Annotated in this window: 14 protein-coding genes and 2 tRNA genes; 12 read left to right on the top strand and 4 right to left on the bottom strand. The window is 71.9% G+C overall.

The window, feature by feature from the left end; all coding sequences use genetic code 11:
- Positions 1-5 precede the first annotated feature (5 nt).
- Positions 6-1,445 (bottom strand): amino acid permease, encoded by a 1,440-nt coding sequence (locus AC3IYI_RS13640; protein ID WP_489410425.1) that lies wholly within the window; start codon positions 1,443-1,445, stop codon positions 6-8.
- Between the two features lie 220 nt (positions 1,446-1,665).
- Between AC3IYI_RS13640 and AC3IYI_RS13635 the strand changes: the two genes are divergently transcribed.
- Positions 1,666-2,151 carry a ribose-5-phosphate isomerase gene (locus AC3IYI_RS13635; RefSeq protein WP_470750401.1) on the top strand — a complete coding sequence of 162 codons (486 nt, stop codon included), beginning with the start codon at positions 1,666-1,668 and terminating at the stop codon, positions 2,149-2,151.
- Positions 2,152-2,229: 78 nt separating this feature from the next.
- Positions 2,230-3,039, top strand: a complete 810-nt coding sequence (locus AC3IYI_RS13630; RefSeq protein ID WP_489410424.1) for an Fpg/Nei family DNA glycosylase — start codon at positions 2,230-2,232, stop codon at positions 3,037-3,039.
- A 28-nt stretch (positions 3,040-3,067) separates the two neighbouring features.
- Here the strand turns inward: AC3IYI_RS13630 and AC3IYI_RS13625 are convergent, their stop codons facing one another.
- Complete coding sequence (locus AC3IYI_RS13625; protein ID WP_489410423.1) at positions 3,068-4,303, bottom strand: GNAT family N-acetyltransferase; 1,236 nt, start codon at positions 4,301-4,303, stop codon at positions 3,068-3,070.
- Between the two features lie 117 nt (positions 4,304-4,420).
- Between AC3IYI_RS13625 and AC3IYI_RS13620 the strand changes: the two genes are divergently transcribed.
- From AC3IYI_RS13620 to AC3IYI_RS13610, 3 genes are all read left to right on the top strand, one after another.
- A complete protein-coding gene (locus AC3IYI_RS13620) occupies positions 4,421-5,566 on the top strand; it encodes a SpoIIE family protein phosphatase (protein WP_489410422.1) in 1,146 nt (381 codons plus the stop codon).
- Between the two features lie 368 nt (positions 5,567-5,934).
- Positions 5,935-6,930, top strand: coding sequence for an ABC transporter ATP-binding protein (locus tag AC3IYI_RS13615; protein ID WP_489410421.1), 996 nt, complete (start codon positions 5,935-5,937; stop codon positions 6,928-6,930).
- Complete coding sequence (locus tag AC3IYI_RS13610; RefSeq protein WP_489410420.1) at positions 6,930-9,350, top strand: ABC transporter permease; 2,421 nt, start codon at positions 6,930-6,932, stop codon at positions 9,348-9,350. The genes AC3IYI_RS13615 and AC3IYI_RS13610 overlap by 1 nt, the downstream gene beginning before the upstream one ends.
- Here AC3IYI_RS13610 and AC3IYI_RS13605 read toward each other — a convergent pair.
- Positions 9,337-9,939, bottom strand: a complete 603-nt coding sequence (locus AC3IYI_RS13605; protein WP_489411523.1) for an AAA family ATPase — start codon at positions 9,937-9,939, stop codon at positions 9,337-9,339. The genes AC3IYI_RS13610 and AC3IYI_RS13605 overlap by 14 nt on opposite strands.
- Positions 9,940-10,191: 252 nt before the next feature.
- On the opposite strand from AC3IYI_RS13605, the gene AC3IYI_RS13600 reads away from it, so the two are divergent.
- The 3 genes from AC3IYI_RS13600 (at position 10,192) to AC3IYI_RS13590 (ending at position 12,369) form a co-directional block, all read left to right on the top strand.
- Positions 10,192-11,592 (top strand): pyridoxal phosphate-dependent decarboxylase family protein, encoded by a 1,401-nt coding sequence (locus AC3IYI_RS13600; protein ID WP_489410419.1) that lies wholly within the window; start codon positions 10,192-10,194, stop codon positions 11,590-11,592.
- Positions 11,589-12,044 (top strand): HD domain-containing protein, encoded by a 456-nt coding sequence (locus AC3IYI_RS13595; RefSeq protein WP_489410418.1) that lies wholly within the window; start codon positions 11,589-11,591, stop codon positions 12,042-12,044. Before AC3IYI_RS13600 ends, AC3IYI_RS13595 begins: the two co-directional genes overlap by 4 nt.
- A 130-nt stretch (positions 12,045-12,174) precedes the next feature.
- The gene (locus AC3IYI_RS13590) at positions 12,175-12,369 is read left to right on the top strand and encodes a hypothetical protein (RefSeq protein ID WP_243334860.1); all 195 of its coding nucleotides are present in this window, start codon (positions 12,175-12,177) and stop codon (positions 12,367-12,369) included.
- Between the two features lie 164 nt (positions 12,370-12,533).
- Here AC3IYI_RS13590 and AC3IYI_RS13585 read toward each other — a convergent pair.
- Positions 12,534-12,604, bottom strand: a tRNA-Gly gene (locus AC3IYI_RS13585).
- A 201-nt stretch (positions 12,605-12,805) separates the two neighbouring features.
- On the opposite strand from AC3IYI_RS13585, the gene AC3IYI_RS13580 reads away from it, so the two are divergent.
- From AC3IYI_RS13580 to AC3IYI_RS13565, 4 genes are all read left to right on the top strand, one after another.
- A tRNA-Pro gene (locus AC3IYI_RS13580) sits at positions 12,806-12,882 on the top strand.
- Between the two features lie 188 nt (positions 12,883-13,070).
- Positions 13,071-14,465 (top strand): trigger factor, encoded by a 1,395-nt coding sequence (gene tig / locus AC3IYI_RS13575; protein ID WP_388500445.1) that lies wholly within the window; start codon positions 13,071-13,073, stop codon positions 14,463-14,465.
- A 309-nt stretch (positions 14,466-14,774) separates the two neighbouring features.
- Entirely contained in the window at positions 14,775-15,392 is a 618-nt protein-coding gene (locus tag AC3IYI_RS13570; protein WP_250739480.1) for an ATP-dependent Clp protease proteolytic subunit, read from the top strand.
- A gap of 86 nt (positions 15,393-15,478) precedes the next feature.
- Entirely contained in the window at positions 15,479-16,150 is a 672-nt protein-coding gene (locus AC3IYI_RS13565; protein WP_371615876.1) for an ATP-dependent Clp protease proteolytic subunit, read from the top strand.
- Positions 16,151-16,222 lie beyond the last annotated feature (72 nt).

The following is a 16,222-nucleotide window of genomic DNA, read 5'->3' as shown; positions in this document are numbered from 1 at the left end:
AGGTGCTACGCGGAGGCCTTCGGGGCGGCCTTGCGGCGGAGCTGGCGTGCCACGCCGATCGCGATCACCACGGCCGCGACCAGCAGCGACAGCAGGACGGTCTCGCGGTTGTCCTTGTCGTAGACCATGTAACCGAGGACGAAGGTGATCATCGCGGCGGTGGCCCAGGTCAGGTACGGGAAGAACCACATCTTCACCGTCACCTTCTCCGGGGCCTCGCGCATGAGGATCCCGCGCATCCGCAGCTGGGTCAGGCAGATGACCAGCCACACGAACAGCGCGATCGCACCCGAGGCGTTCAGCAGGAAGCTGAAGACCGTGTCCTTGAAGGCGTAGTTGAAGTAGACGGCGGCGAAGCCGAAGACGACCGAGCCGAGGATGGCGGCCATCGGCACGCCCCTCTTGTTCACCTTGGCGAGGGCCTTGGGCGCGTCACCGCGCTCGCCCAGCGAGAAGGCCATGCGGGAGGCGGTGTACAGGCCCGAGTTCAGGCAGGACAGCACGGCCGTCAGGACGATCACGTTCATGATCTGGCCGGCGTGCGCGATGCCGATCGAGTCCAGGGCGGCGACGTACGAGCCCTTCTCCACGATCGACGCGTCGTTCCACGGCAGCAGGGTCAGCACGATGAAGATCGAGCCCAAGTAGAAGACGCCGATCCGCCAGATCACCGAGTTGGTGGCCTTGGTGACCGCGCGCCGCGGGTCCTCGGACTCGCCGGCGGCCAGCGTGACGATCTCGCTGCCCATGAAGGAGAAGACGACCATCAGCACACCAGTGAGGACCGAGCCCCAGCCGTTCGGCATGAAGCCGCCCGTATCGGTGAGGTGGGCGAAGCCCGCACCCGGGTTGTCCGAGCCCGGCAGCACGCCGAAGACGGCCAGCATGCCGACGATCACGAAGCCGCCGATGGCGACCACCTTGATGCCGGCGAACCAGAACTCGAACTCGCCGTACGAGGCGACCGAGCCGAGGTTGGTGACCGTCAGCACCGCCATCACGATCAGCGCCCAGGCCCACTGCGGGACGGCCGGCACCCAGCCTTCGAGGATCACCGCGCCGGCGGTGGCCTCCACCGCGAGCACGACGACCCAGAAGAACCAGTACAGCCAGCCGATGGAGAAACCGGCCCAGCGGCCGAGCGCCCGGTCGGCGTAGGCCGAGAAGGAGCCGGAGTTCGGGCTGGCGGCGGCCATCTCGCCCAGCATCCGCATGACGAAGACGACCATCGCGCCGACCAGCGCGTAGGACAGCAGGATGGCGGGACCGGCCTTGGCGATACCGCCGCCGGAGCCGACGAAGAGCCCGGCGCCGATGACACCGCCGATGGCGATCATGGACAGGTGGCGGTTCTTGAGACCGGCCTTCAGGCCGTCGGAGGGCTGGCCGTCACCGGGATTGCCGGTGGGCGCGCCTTCCTTCTGAAGGGTCGTCGTGGAACTCATGAACGGATCCTTAGGTTCTCGGGTGTCGAGCCCCGGCATTCAAACCTGAGATGAACGCAGGGCGGAAGACCCCAATCCGGATCGTTGCTTCGGGGCGAACGTCCAGGACCTAGGTCCCGCGGTGTCCCATCTGCGTTCTTTGGGTTTACTTGAGCTTTAGAAGTGACTTACGCGACACCCCGCGGCGGGTCCCCGGCCCGGCTCGTGCCACACTCGGACCATGCGCGTGTACCTCGGATCCGACCATGCCGGCTTTGAGCTCAAGAACCACCTGGTGGACTGGCTCAAGAACAACGGCCACGAGCCCGTCGACTGCGGGCCCCACATCTACGACGCGGTGGACGACTACCCGCCGTTCTGCCTGCGGGCAGCGGAGAAGACCGCCGCGGACGCAGACTCCCTCGGCATCGTGATCGGTGGCTCCGGCAACGGCGAGCAGATCGCCGCGAACAAGGTCAAGGGCATCCGCGCCATCCTCGCGTGGAGCGTCCAGACCGCGGAGCTCGGCCGTGAGCACAACAACGCCAACGTCATCTCCGTCGGCGGCCGGATGCACACCCAGGACGAGGTCGTCAGCTTCATCGACGCGTTCCTGAAGACCCCGTACTCCGACGAGGAGCGCCACACCCGCCGGATCGACATGCTCTCCGCCTACGAGACCACCGGCGAGCTCCCCCCGATCCCGGCCCACCACCCGCAGGGCTGATCCCGCTTCCGGCCGCGGCGCCCTCCGGGGCGGCGCGGCCGGTTTTTCTTTTCCCGCCGCTTGCCGAGGAGTACCGCCGTGCCCGAGGGGCATACGATCCACCGCCTCGCCGAGGACCACCTCCACCGGTTCGCCGGATGGGAGGTAGCCGTCAGCAGCCCCCAGGGCCGGTTCGCCGAGAGCGCGGCCCTGCTCGACGGACGGATCCTGGACGGCGTCGACGCCCACGGAAAGCACCTCTTCCTGGGATTCAAGGAGAGCGGCTGGGTCCACATCCACCTCGGGCTCTTCGGCAAGTACGCGATCGGCCCCGCGCCGGCCCCGCCGGCCACCGACACGGTCCGGCTGCGGATCGCCAACGACGACTACTTCTCCGACCTGCGCGGCCCGACCACGTGCGCGTGGATCACGGACGAGGAGAAGCGGGCGATAAGCGACCGGCTCGGCCCGGACCCCCTGCGGGGCGGCGACGACCCGGACACCGCCTGGGCCCGGATCTCCCGCTCCCGCACCACCGTGGCCGCCCTGCTCATGGACCAGAAGATCGTCTCGGGCGTCGGCAACGTCTACCGTGCCGAGGTCCTCTTCCGGCACGGCATCGACCCCTACCGCGCGGGCAAGGACCTGACCCGCCGCGAATGGGACGCGATCTGGGCCGACCTCGTCCTGCTGATGCGCGAGGGCGTGCGCAACAACCGCATCGACACCGTCCGCGACGAGCACCTGCCCGAAGCCATGGGCCGCCCGCCGAGGGTGGACGACCACGGCGGCGAGGTGTACGTCTACCGCAGGGCGAACATGCCCTGCCACATCTGCGGCGGCGAGATCCGCACCGCCGGTCTCGCCGCCCGCAACCTCTTCTGGTGCCCGGGGTGCCAGAGCCGCTAGGCCGTCTCTTTCGGATAACGGGGTCGGCCTAGAAGCCGTGCGGCAGCCATGGGGCCACGTCTCCCGCGAAGGCGCGGGAGGTACGGGCCAGCGCGCCCGGCCGCACCTCGCGCACCAGGCCGGCCGCGGCCAGCGAGTTCAGGGTGACGCCGCCCAGGTACGCCGCGCCGAGCTCCCGTACCGGCAGCTCCAGGTCGGCCGGGGCCTCCGTCCGGGTGCAGACCGCGGCCCCGTCCGCGCCGACGGCCAGCCGCCAGCGCCCCGCGTTCCACGGGCAGAACGCGTCCTCGACCTCCAGCACCACGTCCAGCGGAGCCCCGTAGGCCCGCGCGGCCAGCGCCGCCGGCAGGTCCACGAGCCGTACGTGCATCGAGTCGCGCAGCCGCACCTGCGTCCGGCGGACATCGGTGACCAGGTGCAGCAGCGCATCGTCCGCCGGCCGCTTGAAGGCCCGTACGGTCCAGGTCAGGTCGATGGAGAACACGTAACGCCACAGCGCCGCGTACGCCGCCGGGTCGAGCGCGTCGAGGTCCGCCACGTCCACCCGGCCGTCCGAGCCGGTCAGGTCCCACTCGGGCTTAACCCGGTAGCGGGCGTACCCGACCACCTCGCCGTCCGCCCGCTCGGCGACCACGCACTTCAGGGGGGAGGCGCCGTTCCTCATCGACTCCGGGTCGAGCAGCGCCTGCAGCTCCCAGCCCGGCTGCCGGGCCGGCATCCCGGGACGGCCCGCGACCAGCGCCGCGTAGACCCGCTCGCAGTCGGCCAGCGCCTTCTGCGGATCGACCAGCCGCAGCCGTACGTCGTCGGTCCCCGGCGGCACGGAGAGCCGCACGCGGGTCGTGTCGATCTCCACGGACATCGAGTACGCGGCGGTGCCGTAGCCGAAGCGCCCGTAGATCGCCGGGTCCGAGGCCGTCAGCACGGCGATCTGTTCACCACCCGCCCGGACCTCGTCCAACTGGCGGCGCATCAGCGAGGTCAGCACACCCCGCCTGCGGTGCGTGGGGGAGACCCCCACCATCGTGACCCCGGCGGCGGGAACGAGCGCTCCGCCCGGCACCGAGAGCCGGAAGGAGAAGGCCCCCGCCGTGCCTACGCAGGTGCCGCCGTCCCAGATACCGAGGGACCGCTCCGTCTCCGTCAACGACCTGTAGAGCTCCCGCTCCTCGGGAGATTCGGGCACTCCGCCGAACGCCAGTTCCAGCTGGTCGTACCAGACGTCCCACTCAGAGGCCTGCAACACGCGCGTCTCAAGAGCCATACGGCCATCCCTATCAAGGCAATCCGTCTCCGGTCGATCTCTTTTCGGTTGCCGATGGGCCCATCTCAGGGGGTACCCCTGCGCGCGCACAGCCAGGATGGATAGGGTCCCGAAGCAATGGCCGGAGCACACGTGGAGTCCCTCCTGGCCCGGACCCGCATGATGTGGCACCGGGCGCGCACGGCGCTGCGCAAATCCGCCGTCGACTACTTCCGCGGCGACGCCTCCGACTGGCTGGCCTTCGGCGGCCTGATCCTGACCATCCCGGCCATCGCCTGCGGCACGCTGATGCTGCCCGTGTGGTTCTCGCCCGCAGCCCTCGTCCTGCCCATCGTGGCCGGCGGCCTGCTGCTGCGCCCCGCCAGCCTGCTCGCCCTGTACGGGGCCTCCGCGGCCGCGCTCATCGTCGAGGCCCTCGTCCTCGGCCCGTACACCCAGGGCCCGGCGCGGGTCACTCCCGGCACCGTCCTCGTCGTCGCGGCCTGCGGGTTCTTCGGCCTGGTCATCGCCCAGTTCCGCAGCCGCGTCGGCGTGCCCTGGCGGCGCGGCGGCACCATGCTCTTCGACCTGCGCGAACGCATCCGGGTCCAGAGCAAGCTGCCCGCCCTGCCGCGAGGGTGGCACCGGGAGATGGCCCTGCGCCCGGCCGGGGGCCAGTCCTTCTCCGGCGACTTCGTCGTCGCCGCCCGCACGAACGGCGGCCGCACCCTGGAGATCGTCCTCACCGACGTCTCCGGCAAGGGCATGGAAGCGGGCTCCCGAGCCCTCCTCCTCTCAGGAGCCTTCGGCGGCCTCCTGGGCGCGCTCCCCCCGCACGGCTTCCTGCCCGCCGCCAACGGTTACCTGCTCCGCCAGGACTGGGACGAGGGCTTCGCCACCTCCATCCACCTCGTCCTGGACCTGGAGACCGGCGACTACGAACTCCTCTCCGCCGGCCACCTCCCCGCCCTCCAGCTCTCCGCCGGCACCGGCCGCTGGCAGGAGATGACCGGCGAGGGCCCGCTCCTCGGCGTCTACGACGGCGCCGAATTCACCCCCGCCCGCGGCAACCTCCGCCCCGGCGACGTCCTGATGCTCTTCACCGACGGCCTCGTCGAAACCGCCGACCGGGACCTCAGCGAAGGTATCGACCGCCTCACCGGCGAGGCCGACCGCTACGTCGCCGCCGGCTGGGAGGGCGCGACCTGGCACCTCATCGAAAAGGTGGCCAAGGACGTCAACGACGACAGGGCCCTCCTCCTGATCCGCCGAGCGCCCTACTAAACGCGCCGCCCACCTTTCCGACGCGCCCCTGGCCCCGCTCCGCCGGGCACCTGGGCGATGCGCCCCTGGCACCGCTCCGCGGGCTTCGTGCGGATGCGTCGGGCACCTTTTCGACGTGCCCCCGAACCATGGCCAGTGCCGCCCGAACCATGGCCGGTGCGGCCCGAACCATGGCCGGTGCGGCCCGCGCCTGGGCTGGTGCCGCCGGATGCCGCGGCCGGCAGGCCCCGTCCGACCCCCGGGCGGTGGTCGGGTTACCCCCACCACCGGTCCGCCAGCTCCCGTCATGGTCCCGACCACCGCACCCTCCGTAGCGTCGGAGACACGATCACCACCGGGTGGTCGACCGGCACGGAAGGCGGCACACCATGAGGCTCCGGCGCAGCAAGCGGCAGGCCGAACAGCAGACGCAGCAGGCCGAGCAGCCGGTGCACACAGGGCAAGCGGGCCGGCCGAGTCAGTCGGTACACGCAAGCCAGCCGGGCCGGCCGGGCCAGGCCGAGGCGGCCTACGACGCCACCCCCGCCGTCGAGCTGCGCTCGGTCCGCCGCCAGTACGGCCGCGGCACCACCGCCGTACACGCCCTGCGCGGCATCGACCTCACCCTCCCCCGCGGCAGCTTCACCGCGGTGATGGGCCCCTCGGGCTCCGGAAAGTCCACCTTCCTCCAGTGCGCCGCCGGGCTGGACCTCCCCACCGAGGGCTCCGTCCGCCTCGGCGGCACCGAGATCACCGGCATGAACGAGAACGAGCTCACCGAACTGCGCCGCAGCCGCCTCGGCTTCGTCTTCCAGGCCTTCAACCTCCTCCCCTCCCTCACCGTCGAGCAGAACGTCCTGCTCCCCATGCGCCTGGCCGGCGGCCGCGGACGCACCGCCTCCCAGGGCCAGGCCCGCGCAGCCGACCTGCTCGCCCGCGTCGGCCTGGAGGGCAAGGGCCGTCGCCGCCCCGCCGAACTCTCCGGCGGCCAGCAGCAGCGCGTGGCCATCGCCCGAGCCCTGGTCACCCGACCCGACGTGGTCTTCGCCGACGAGCCCACCGGTGCCCTCGACACCACCACCGCCACCGAGGTCCTCGGCCTGCTCCGCAGCGCCGTGGACACCCTCGGCGCCACCGTCGTCATGGTCACCCACGACCCGGCCGCCGCCGCCCACGCCGACCAGGTCCTCTTCCTCGCCGACGGCCTCATCGCCGACCGCCTCCCGCGCAGTTCCGCCGCCACGATCGCCGCCCGCATGACGGCCCTGACCGCGCCCGGGCCCGCATCCGCTGCGCCCACCGCGCCCACCGCGCCCACCGCGCCCACCGCGCCCACCTCGCCCACCTCGCCCACCGCTCCCCGGTACGCGGGAGCAGTCGCCTGATGTCGCTCCGCCCCCGTTCCAACGGCCTGGCCCGCGCCGTGATCCGGTTCCGGCCCGCCGCCTTCGCCGGCACCTTCGTCGCCCTGTTCCTGGCCGTCGCCATCGTCTCCGCCTGCGGGATCCTGCTGGAGACCGGGGCCCGCGCGAGCACCCCGCCGACGCGGTACGCCGAAGCCCCCGTCGTCGTCGCCGCCGATCAGCAGGCCCGCCTGCGGATGGGCCGCGGCGACGGCGCCTACGAGGTCGCGGCCCCGCTCCCGGACCGGGCCCGGGTGGACGCCGCCCTGCTGGAGCGACTGGCTCCGCTGGGGCGGGCGGTGCCCGACGTGGTGTTCCCCGTACGGGACGCAGCGGGCCGCACGCTCGACGCCTCCGGCTGGGGCTCCACCGCCTTCAGCCCTACGGGGCTCCGCGCGGGCCGTGCTCCGGCCGCCCCGGGCGACGTCGTCCTGGGCGGGGCCGACGGCCCGGACCGGGTCACGCTCGACACCCCCGCCGGGCCCCGGGAGTTCCGCGTCGTCGGCCGCGCCGACCGGCCCGGAGCCTGGTTCGCCGACACCGAAGCGCGGACCCTGTCCGGACACCCCGACGCGCTCGACGCCATCGTGCTGTTCGGGGCCGACGCGGCGCAGGCCCGGGCGGCCGTCGACGGCCGCGCCCAGGTGCTGACCGGCGATGCCCGCGCCCTCGACGCCCGGCTCGAGGGGGCCAAGGGGGTGCTGACCGGCCTCGGCGGCTCCTTCGGCGGGATCGCCACGCTCGTCGCCGTCTTCACCGCCGCGGGCACCGTCGCCCTCTCCGTCGGGCAGCGCTCCCGCGAGTTCGCCCTGCTGCGCGCCGTCGGAGCCACCCCGCGCCAGATCCGCCGTACGGTCGCCACCGAAGCCCTGCTCGTCGCCCCGGTCGCGGGCGCGCTGGGCTGCGTACCCGGCATCGCCCTCGCATCCTGGTGGTTCGGGCAGCTCAAGGCGAAGGGCGCCGTCCCGGCCGGGATCGACCTCGCCGTCTCCTGGATCCCCCTGGTCAGCGCCACCGGCCTCGCCCTGGCCGCCGCGCTGATCGCCGGCTGGGCCGCATCCCGCCGCCCCGCCCGCATCCGCCCCGGCCTGGCCCTCGCCGCGGCCGCCGTGGAACGGCTGCGGCCCGGGTGGATCCGTACCCCGCTCGGCCTCGCCGCCCTGGCCGGCGGCGCCGCCTGCACGAGCCTGGCCGCCACCAGCAGCGGCCCGGACGCCGCCAACGCCGCCCTCGGCGTCGTCATGCTCTTCATGCTCGCCGTCGCCCTGCTCGGCCCGCTGATCGCCCGCGCCTGCGCCGCCCTCTTCGGGCTCCCGCTCCGCGCGGGCGGCGCGCCCGGCGAGCTGGCCGCCGCCAACTCCCGTACGCACGCCCGCCGTCTCGCCTCCGCCATGACCCCGATCGTGCTCGCCATGGCCTTCTCCTCCACCCTGGTCTTCCTCCACACCAGCGAGGACCGGGCCGTACGGCAGCAACAGGAGGCCGGACTGCTGGCCGACCACGTCGTGCCCATCGGCGGGGCCGGCCCGCACGGCGCCACGGACCGGGCGGCCGTCGACGAGGCGGCCGTCGACCGGGCCGTCGCGGCAGGGGCCGTCGCCCTCACCCGTACCTCCGTCCTCACCGTCGTGGGCTCCGGCGGCGACCGGACCTTCCACACCGCCTCCGCGCAGGGCGTCGCCGGGGACCTCACCAAAGTCCAGGACCTGGGCGTCCGTTCGGGGGACCTCTCCCGGCTCGCCCCCGGCGCGGTCGCCATCGACCGCACCCTGGCCGAGGCCACCCACACCGGGACCGGCGACCGCATCGACCTGCGCATGCCCGACGGAACCCGGGCCTCCCCCGAGATCGTGGCCGTCTACACCCGAGGCCTCGGCCTCGGCGAGGTCACCCTCCCCGCCACCGACCTGGCCGGCCACACCACCGCCGGCCGCCCGACGGAACTCCTGGTCCGCGGCCCGGCCCCCGAAGGCCTCGGCCCCGTCCTGTCCGCCGCCGCCTGGACTTCCGAGCGGAGCGTGGACCGCCGGCTCAACGCCTGGGCCAACACCACCATGGCGGCCGTCCTCGGCGGCTTCGCGGCCGTCGCCGCCGCCAACACCCTGGTCATGACCGTCCTGGACCGCAGGCGCGAGCTCCACCTGCTCCGCCTGATCGGCTCCACCCGCCGCCAGATCCTGCGGATGCTCTGCTGGGAAGCCCTCCTGGTCAGCGGCGCGGGCATCGCCCTGGGCTCGTCGATAGCCCTGGCCACCCTGTTCCCCCTGACGAAAGCGATGACGGGCACGGCCCCCTACGTCCCGCCCGCGCTCTACGCCTCCTTCGCGGCAGCCGCCATCACCCTGACCTTGGCCGCCACAACCCTCCCGGCCCGCCGAGCCCTGCGCCTCAGTCGAACCTGATGTGCCGTACGCCGACCAGCGCGCGCCGGATCCGCCCCCGGAGCGCGCCGTCGGTGTCCGGCGCCAACGCCAGCCCGGCGCAGGCGCCAACCCGCTCGGCCACCTCGGCCACCCCGATCCGGTCGGTGTCCACCCGCTCCGCGAACTCCGGCGCCCGCAGCGCCTCCAGACACCCGTCCAGCCGCGCCACCGCGAAGCTCTCCCGCTTCAGCCCGCGCCCCAGCCCCCGCTCGCGCAGCCGCCTCAGTACGGTCGCCCGCTCGGCCAGCAGCGCGAAGTGGCGCACGTCGTGTCCGCGTTCGCGCAGCCGCCCCACCGTCTCGGCGAAGTACCCGGCATCGGTGACGGTCATCGGCACGATCACCACACCGGGATGCTCCCGCGCCGCCAGGTCCAGCACCTCGAACACACCCTGCCGCCACGCCGGAAGATCCTGGAAGTCCCCGCGCAGCGCGGGCGGCATCATCCGGTGCAGCCCGAACCCGACGTGCTCCGGATCGCACACCACGCTCCCGGGCACCCGCCGGTGCAGGGCGTACGCGGTCTGCGTCTTCCCACCGCCAAAGGGCCCATTGAGCCACACGATCACCGCCGCACCACCGTCCACAAGCCGATCCCGAGCCTCCGCACCACCCGACCCTGCGGGCCCACTTTCCCAGGGCTCCCACCCCCGCCACCCGGCCGCGCAGGGCCGCGCGGCCCGCGCGCACAGGCTGACGCCGGCCGAATCCAGCCTCGCCGGCGTTTGAGGCGCGGGGTCGGGGGCGGAACCCGAGGGCCCCGGGCCACTCGCCCCCGATTGGCCGGTCCGCCGGGGCGCGGCGACCCCTACCGTGCCCCCATGGACCGCACCCTCGCCGCCGACCTGGCCCGCCTCCCCGAGCTCCTCGACGCCACTCGCGACGCCGCCGCCGCAACCCTCGCAGCACTCGACGCGCGTCCGGTCGTACCGGTACCGCCGCCCCACCCGGCGGCAGAGCCGACCCCGCCGCTCCCCGAGCACGGCGCCGGCACGATGGCCGCCCTCGCGGCCTTCGCGGAGCGCTGGGAGCCGAGGCTGTCGGCCTCCGCCGGCCCCCGCTACCTCGGCTTCGTCACCGGCGGCGCCACCCCCGCCGCCCTCGCGGGCGACTGGCTCACCGCGGCCCACGATCAGAACTCCAACTCCGCCCTGGACGGCGGAGGCCAGGACCTCGAACGCGAAACCGTCACCTGGCTCCGCGAGCTCTTCCACCTCTCCGCCGCCCACACCGGCACCTTCGTCAGCGGCGCCACGATGTCCAACACCACCGGCCTGGCCATCGCCCGCGAATGGCTCGGCGAACGCCTCGGCGTCTCCCCGGCCGAGGACGGCGCGGCCGCCCTCGGTCCGGTCCGCGTCCTCTCCGGCGCCCCGCACTCCTCCATCGCCAAGGCCCTCTCCGTCCTCGGCCTCGGCCGCGCCTCCCTGGTACCCGTACCGACCCTGCCCGGCCGCGAGGCCGTCGACCCGGCCGCCCTGGACCGCGCCCTCGCCGATGCGCCCGGCCGGCCCGCCGTGGTCGTCGCCAACGCCGGCACCGTCAACACCGTGGACTTCGACGACCTCCGCGCCATCGCCGCCCTGCGCGAACGCCACGACTTCTGGCTCCACACGGACGCCGCCTTCGGCGCCTTCGCCGCCCTCTCTCCGGCCCACGCCCACCTCACCGAAGGACTCGACGCCTCCGACTCCGTCTGCGTCGACCTGCACAAGTGGCTCAACGTCCCCTACGACAGCGCCGTCCAGTTCACCCGCCGCCGCGACCTGCAGGCCCGCGTGTTCCAGAACGCCGCCGCCTACCTCGGCCCCCTCGGCGAGGACCCCGACCTGGTGCACCTCACCCCGGAGAACTCCCACCGGCTGCGCGCCCTCGCCGCCTGGTTCACGCTGCGCGCCTACGGCCGCGAGGGCCACCGCGAGATCGTGGAACGGGACATCGCCTGCGCCCACTCGCTCGGTGAATCCCTCACACAGGACCCGTACTTCACGGTGCTCGCCCCGGTCCGCCTGAACGTCGTCTGCTTCACCCTCACCCGTTCCCCCACCCCGGCCCGCCTCACGGCCCTGCGCGAAGCGGCCGGACCCGAGGTGTTCGTCACCCCCACGACGTACGCGGGAACCCCCGCCCTGCGCGCGGCGTTCTCCAACTGGCGCACCACACAGGCGGATGTGCGCCGGATCGCCCAGGCGCTCCATACGGCGGCGAAGGAGCTCGGATGACCAGCGACCCACTCACCCTCATCGAGGTCGAGGCCCTCGCCCGCAGCGCGCACGAGGGCCAGACCGACAAGGCCGGCCGGCCGTACGCGGAACACCTCGCCGCCGTCGCGGAGGGCGTCCGCGCCCGCGGCGGCACCGCCGAACAGCAGGCGGCGGCCTGGCTCCACGACGCGATCGAGGACGAAGCCCTCACCCCGGCCTGGCTGGAATCGGCCGGACTCCCGCAATCCGTCAAGGACATGGTCCTGGCCGTCACCAAACGCCCCGGCGAACCGGTCGAGGCGTACACGGCCCGGATCCTCGCCACCCCCGGCGCCCTCCTGGTCAAGGAAGCCGACCTGGCCCACAACGCGGACCCCGCCCGCCTCGCGGTCCTCGACGGCCCCACCCGCGACAGATTGTCCGCAAAGTACAGATACACCCGCTCCCTCCTGGGCCTCACCGCGCCCTGACGCAAAAGCGCCACCGTCTCTTCGTCACGAGACGGATAGCCGGGGCGCGTTGGTGGGAGGATGGACCATGTGGGGGTGCGCACGGCCGTGCCCCGGGCCGACCAGGGGACGACCGAAGGTGTGATCAGAAGTGGCCATTTCGCTGTCAGTGGTAGTCCTGTTGGCGATCATCCTCGTGGTGCTCATCCGCGGAGGCCACCTCAAGGCCGGCCCCGCGATCGTCGCGGTCCTCTTCGGCTTCTTCCTCGCGTCCAGCTCCATCGCCCCGGACGTCAACCGCTTCCTGAACTCCCTCGCGGACACGATCGCAGGCATCAAACTCTGACCCGGCGCCCCCGGGAAACACATCAGGGCCAGGCCCGAGGAAACATCCTCGGCCCTGGCCCTGAGCCGTCCGCGGCGCCTGACGGGAACCGGCATCGCAGAGCACGGGAACGACGAAGGGCCAGGTCGAGGAAACATCCTCTGACCTGGCCCTTTGCGTCTCTGAGCGGGTGACGGGAATCGAACCCGCGTAGCTAGTTTGGAAGACTAGTGCTCTACCATTGAGCTACACCCGCAGCACGTGCGACGCAGGTCCGGGGACCGCGGCACGAACAGCATCCTAGCGGGTCCCAGCGGGGGATCGCACACAGCATTTCGCGCCCGCGTGTGGCTGAGCCCCGCACCGTGACGGCATCGCAGCGGCCCCCGGCCGCCCCTTTCGCCGAAACTCCGCACGGCGGAGGGTCCTCGGGCATGTACCCTACGTGTCGCACCGACGGGGTGTGGCGCAGCTTGGTAGCGCGTCCGCTTTGGGAGCGGAAGGTCGTCGGTTCGAATCCGGCCACCCCGACCAGCAGGAGGATCGCGCGATCCCCTCTCCGGGACCGCGTCGATGATCGCGTTGTGGGCTGATTGCCGCTTGCGGCTACTATGCAAGCTGCGTGCCCGTGTGTCTGATGTACCGGGCCCGATCCGCTGAGAACCGCTAGACCGCGGCGATGAGCGGAGACCCCCAGCAGTCAGCCACAAGGAGACCGAACCGTGAAGAGCGCCGTGGAGACCCTGAACCCGACTCGGGTTCGGCTCACTGTTGAGGTGCCCTTCGAGGAGCTCAAGGACAGCCTCGACGCGGCCTACAAGAAGATCAACCAGCAGGTCACGGTGAAGGGCTTCCGCAAGGGCAAGATCCCGGCCCGCGTCATCGACCAGCGCTTCGGCCGCGGTGCGGTGCTGGAGGAGGCCGTCAACGACGCCCTCCCGAAGTTCTACACCGAGGCCGTCAACGAGGCCGACCTGAACCCGCTGGGCCAGCCCGACGTCGACATCACCGAGCTGAAGGACGGCGAACTGCTGGCCTTCACCGCCGAGGTCGACATCCGTCCCGCGATCGAGATCCCGGACTACTCCGGCATCGAGGTCACCGTGGACGCCGTCGAGGTCTCGGACGAGGACGTCGAGAAGTCCGTCGAGCAGCTGCGCGGCCGCTTCGCGTCCACCAAGGACGTCGAGCGCGCGGCTGAGGACGGCGACGTCGTCACCATCGACCTCGAGGCCAAGGTCGACGGCGAGGTGCTGGAGGACGGTGTCGCCCAGGACGTCTCCTACACCATCGGCTCGGGCGAGCTTCTCGAAGGCATCGACGAGGCCGTCAAGGGCCTGGAGGCCGGTGGCGAGGCCACCTTCACCTCCCAGCTGAAGGGCGGCTCCGCCGAGGGCAAGGACGCCGAGGTCACCGTCAAGGTCACCAAGGTTTCCGCCCGTGAGCTGCCGGAGCTGGACGACGAGTTCGCCGGCATGGCGAGCGAGTTCGACACCCTCGAAGAGCTGAAGGCGGACAGCCGCAAGCGCCTCGAGAACATGAAGCAGTACGACCAGGCCACGCAGGCCCAGGAGCGCGTCCTGGAGAAGCTGCTGGAGCTCGTCGAGGTCCCGATCCCCGAGAAGCTCCTCGCGGACGAGGTCCAGACCCGCAAGCACAACCTCGAGCACCACCAGCTCGGCCAGATGGGCCTCACCATCGAGAAGTACCTGGAGATCCAGGGCAAGACGGTCGAGGAGTTCGACGCCGAGACCGCCGAGCAGGCGATCAAGGGCATCAAGACCCAGTTCGTCCTCGACGAGCTGGTCAACAAGGAGAAGCTGAACGTGAACCAGGAGGAGCTCACCGAGCACCTCATGCGTCGCGCCGCCTCCTCCGGCATGTCCCCCGACCAGTTCGCCCAGGCCGTCGTCGAGGGTGGCCAGGTTCCGATGCTCGTCGGCGAGGTCGCCCGCGGCAAGGCCCTCGCGGCCGTCGTCGAGGCCGCCAAGGTCACCGACACCAACGGTGAGGTCGTCGACCTCTCCGACGACGAGGACGAGCTGGAGACGGCCGCCGAGACCGTCGAGAACGTCGTCGAGGCCGACGGCGAGATCGCGGCCGACGAAGCCAAGTAACACCCGGGGTCACCCCCACCGAGCAGCACCAGAGCACGGCCCGGAGGGCCCGTACGCCATCGCGTCCGGGCCCTTCGGCCTTCCCGCGGGCCCCCCTCCGGGAGGCCTTCCGGGAAGGGCCTGTGACCTTGCGCTCCGAGCGAACAGTTCGGGAAGCGGGATGGCGTTGTCCTAGCTGCGCGTTAGGGTCCATGAATACGAGGGCACGGGAGTACCCGACGCCGGTGGACATCGTCCGCACGGCAGGTCCGCGCCCCAGAACGAGACGCTGAGACGGCACATGGCCGTCGGAGACGAGCAGGTGGATACGTGACGAATCTGAAGCCTTACGCCGCGGGTGAGCCGTCCATCGGTGGCGGCCTCGGCGACCATGTCTACAACCGGCTGCTCGGCGAGCGCATCATCTTCCTCGGCCAGCAGGTCGACGACGACATCGCCAACAAGATCACTGCGCAGCTCCTGCTCCTGGCCGCCGAGCCGGAGAAGGACATCTACCTGTACATCAACAGCCCCGGTGGCTCGGTGACGGCGGGCATGGCGGTCTACGACACCATGCAGTACATCCCGAACGACGTCGTCACCATCGGTATGGGCATGGCGGCCTCGATGGGCCAGTTCCTGCTCACCGGCGGCACCCCGGGCAAGCGCTTCGCGCTCCCGAACACCGACATCCTGATGCACCAGGGCTCCGCCGGCATCGGCGGCACCGCCTCGGACATCAAGATCCAGGCCCAGTACCTGCTGCGCACGAAGCAGCGCATGGCTGAGATCACCGCGCACCACTCCGGCCAGACCGTGGAGACGATCATCCGCGACGGCGACCGCGACCGCTGGTACACGGCGGAAGAGGCCAAGGCCTACGGCCTCATCGACGAGATCATCTCCGCCGCGTCGCTGGTCCCGGGCGGCGGCGGCACCGGGGCCTGATCCCGGCCCCGGCGTACGGGGTCCCGTACGGGGACCCCTGCGCCCGCCCGCACCAGGCAAGCCTCAGCCCGCAGAACGCCACCAGGATGGTGAACACCCAGATGCACATGAACAACCTCTCTCCCGCGAGCGGCCTCTACACCGGCGCGCCGGTGGACAACCGCTACGTCATCCCGCGCTTTGTCGAGCGCACCTCGCAGGGCGTCCGCGAGTACGACCCGTACGCGAAGCTCTTCGAGGAGCGCATCATCTTCCTCGGCGTGCAGATCGACGACGCCTCCGCCAACGACGTCATGGCGCAGCTGCTGTGCCTGGAGTCGATGGACCCGGACCGCGACATCTACCTGTACATCAACAGCCCCGGTGGCTCCTTCACCGCGCTGACGGCGATCTACGACACGATGCAGTTCGTGAAGCCGGACATCTCGACGGTCTGCATGGGCCAGGCGGCCTCCGCCGCCGCGGTCCTGCTCGCCGCCGGCGCGCCCGGCAAGCGCATGGCGCTGCCGAACGCCCGCGTGCTGATCCACCAGCCCTCGGGCGGCACCGGCCGTGAGCAGCTCTCCGACCTGGAGATCGCGGCCAACGAGATCCTGCGCATGCGCGACCAGCTGGAGAACATGCTGGCCACGCACTCCTCGACGCCGATCGAGAAGATCCGCGACGACATCGAGCGCGACAAGATCCTGACGGCCCAGGACGCGCTGGCGTACGGCCTGATCGACCAGGTCGTCGCGACCCGTAAGACTTCGAACTGATCCTTGCCGCCAGTTGGCGCGGGCACGTCGCCGCATTGGGCGATGTGAACCACGTCAAGGGGGCCCCGCACG

The sequence above is a fragment of the Streptomyces sp. GL_148 genome (assembly GCF_057834205.1).
Note: the sequence above shows the minus strand (reverse complement) of the source record. Positions and strands in the feature narration are given on the sequence as shown.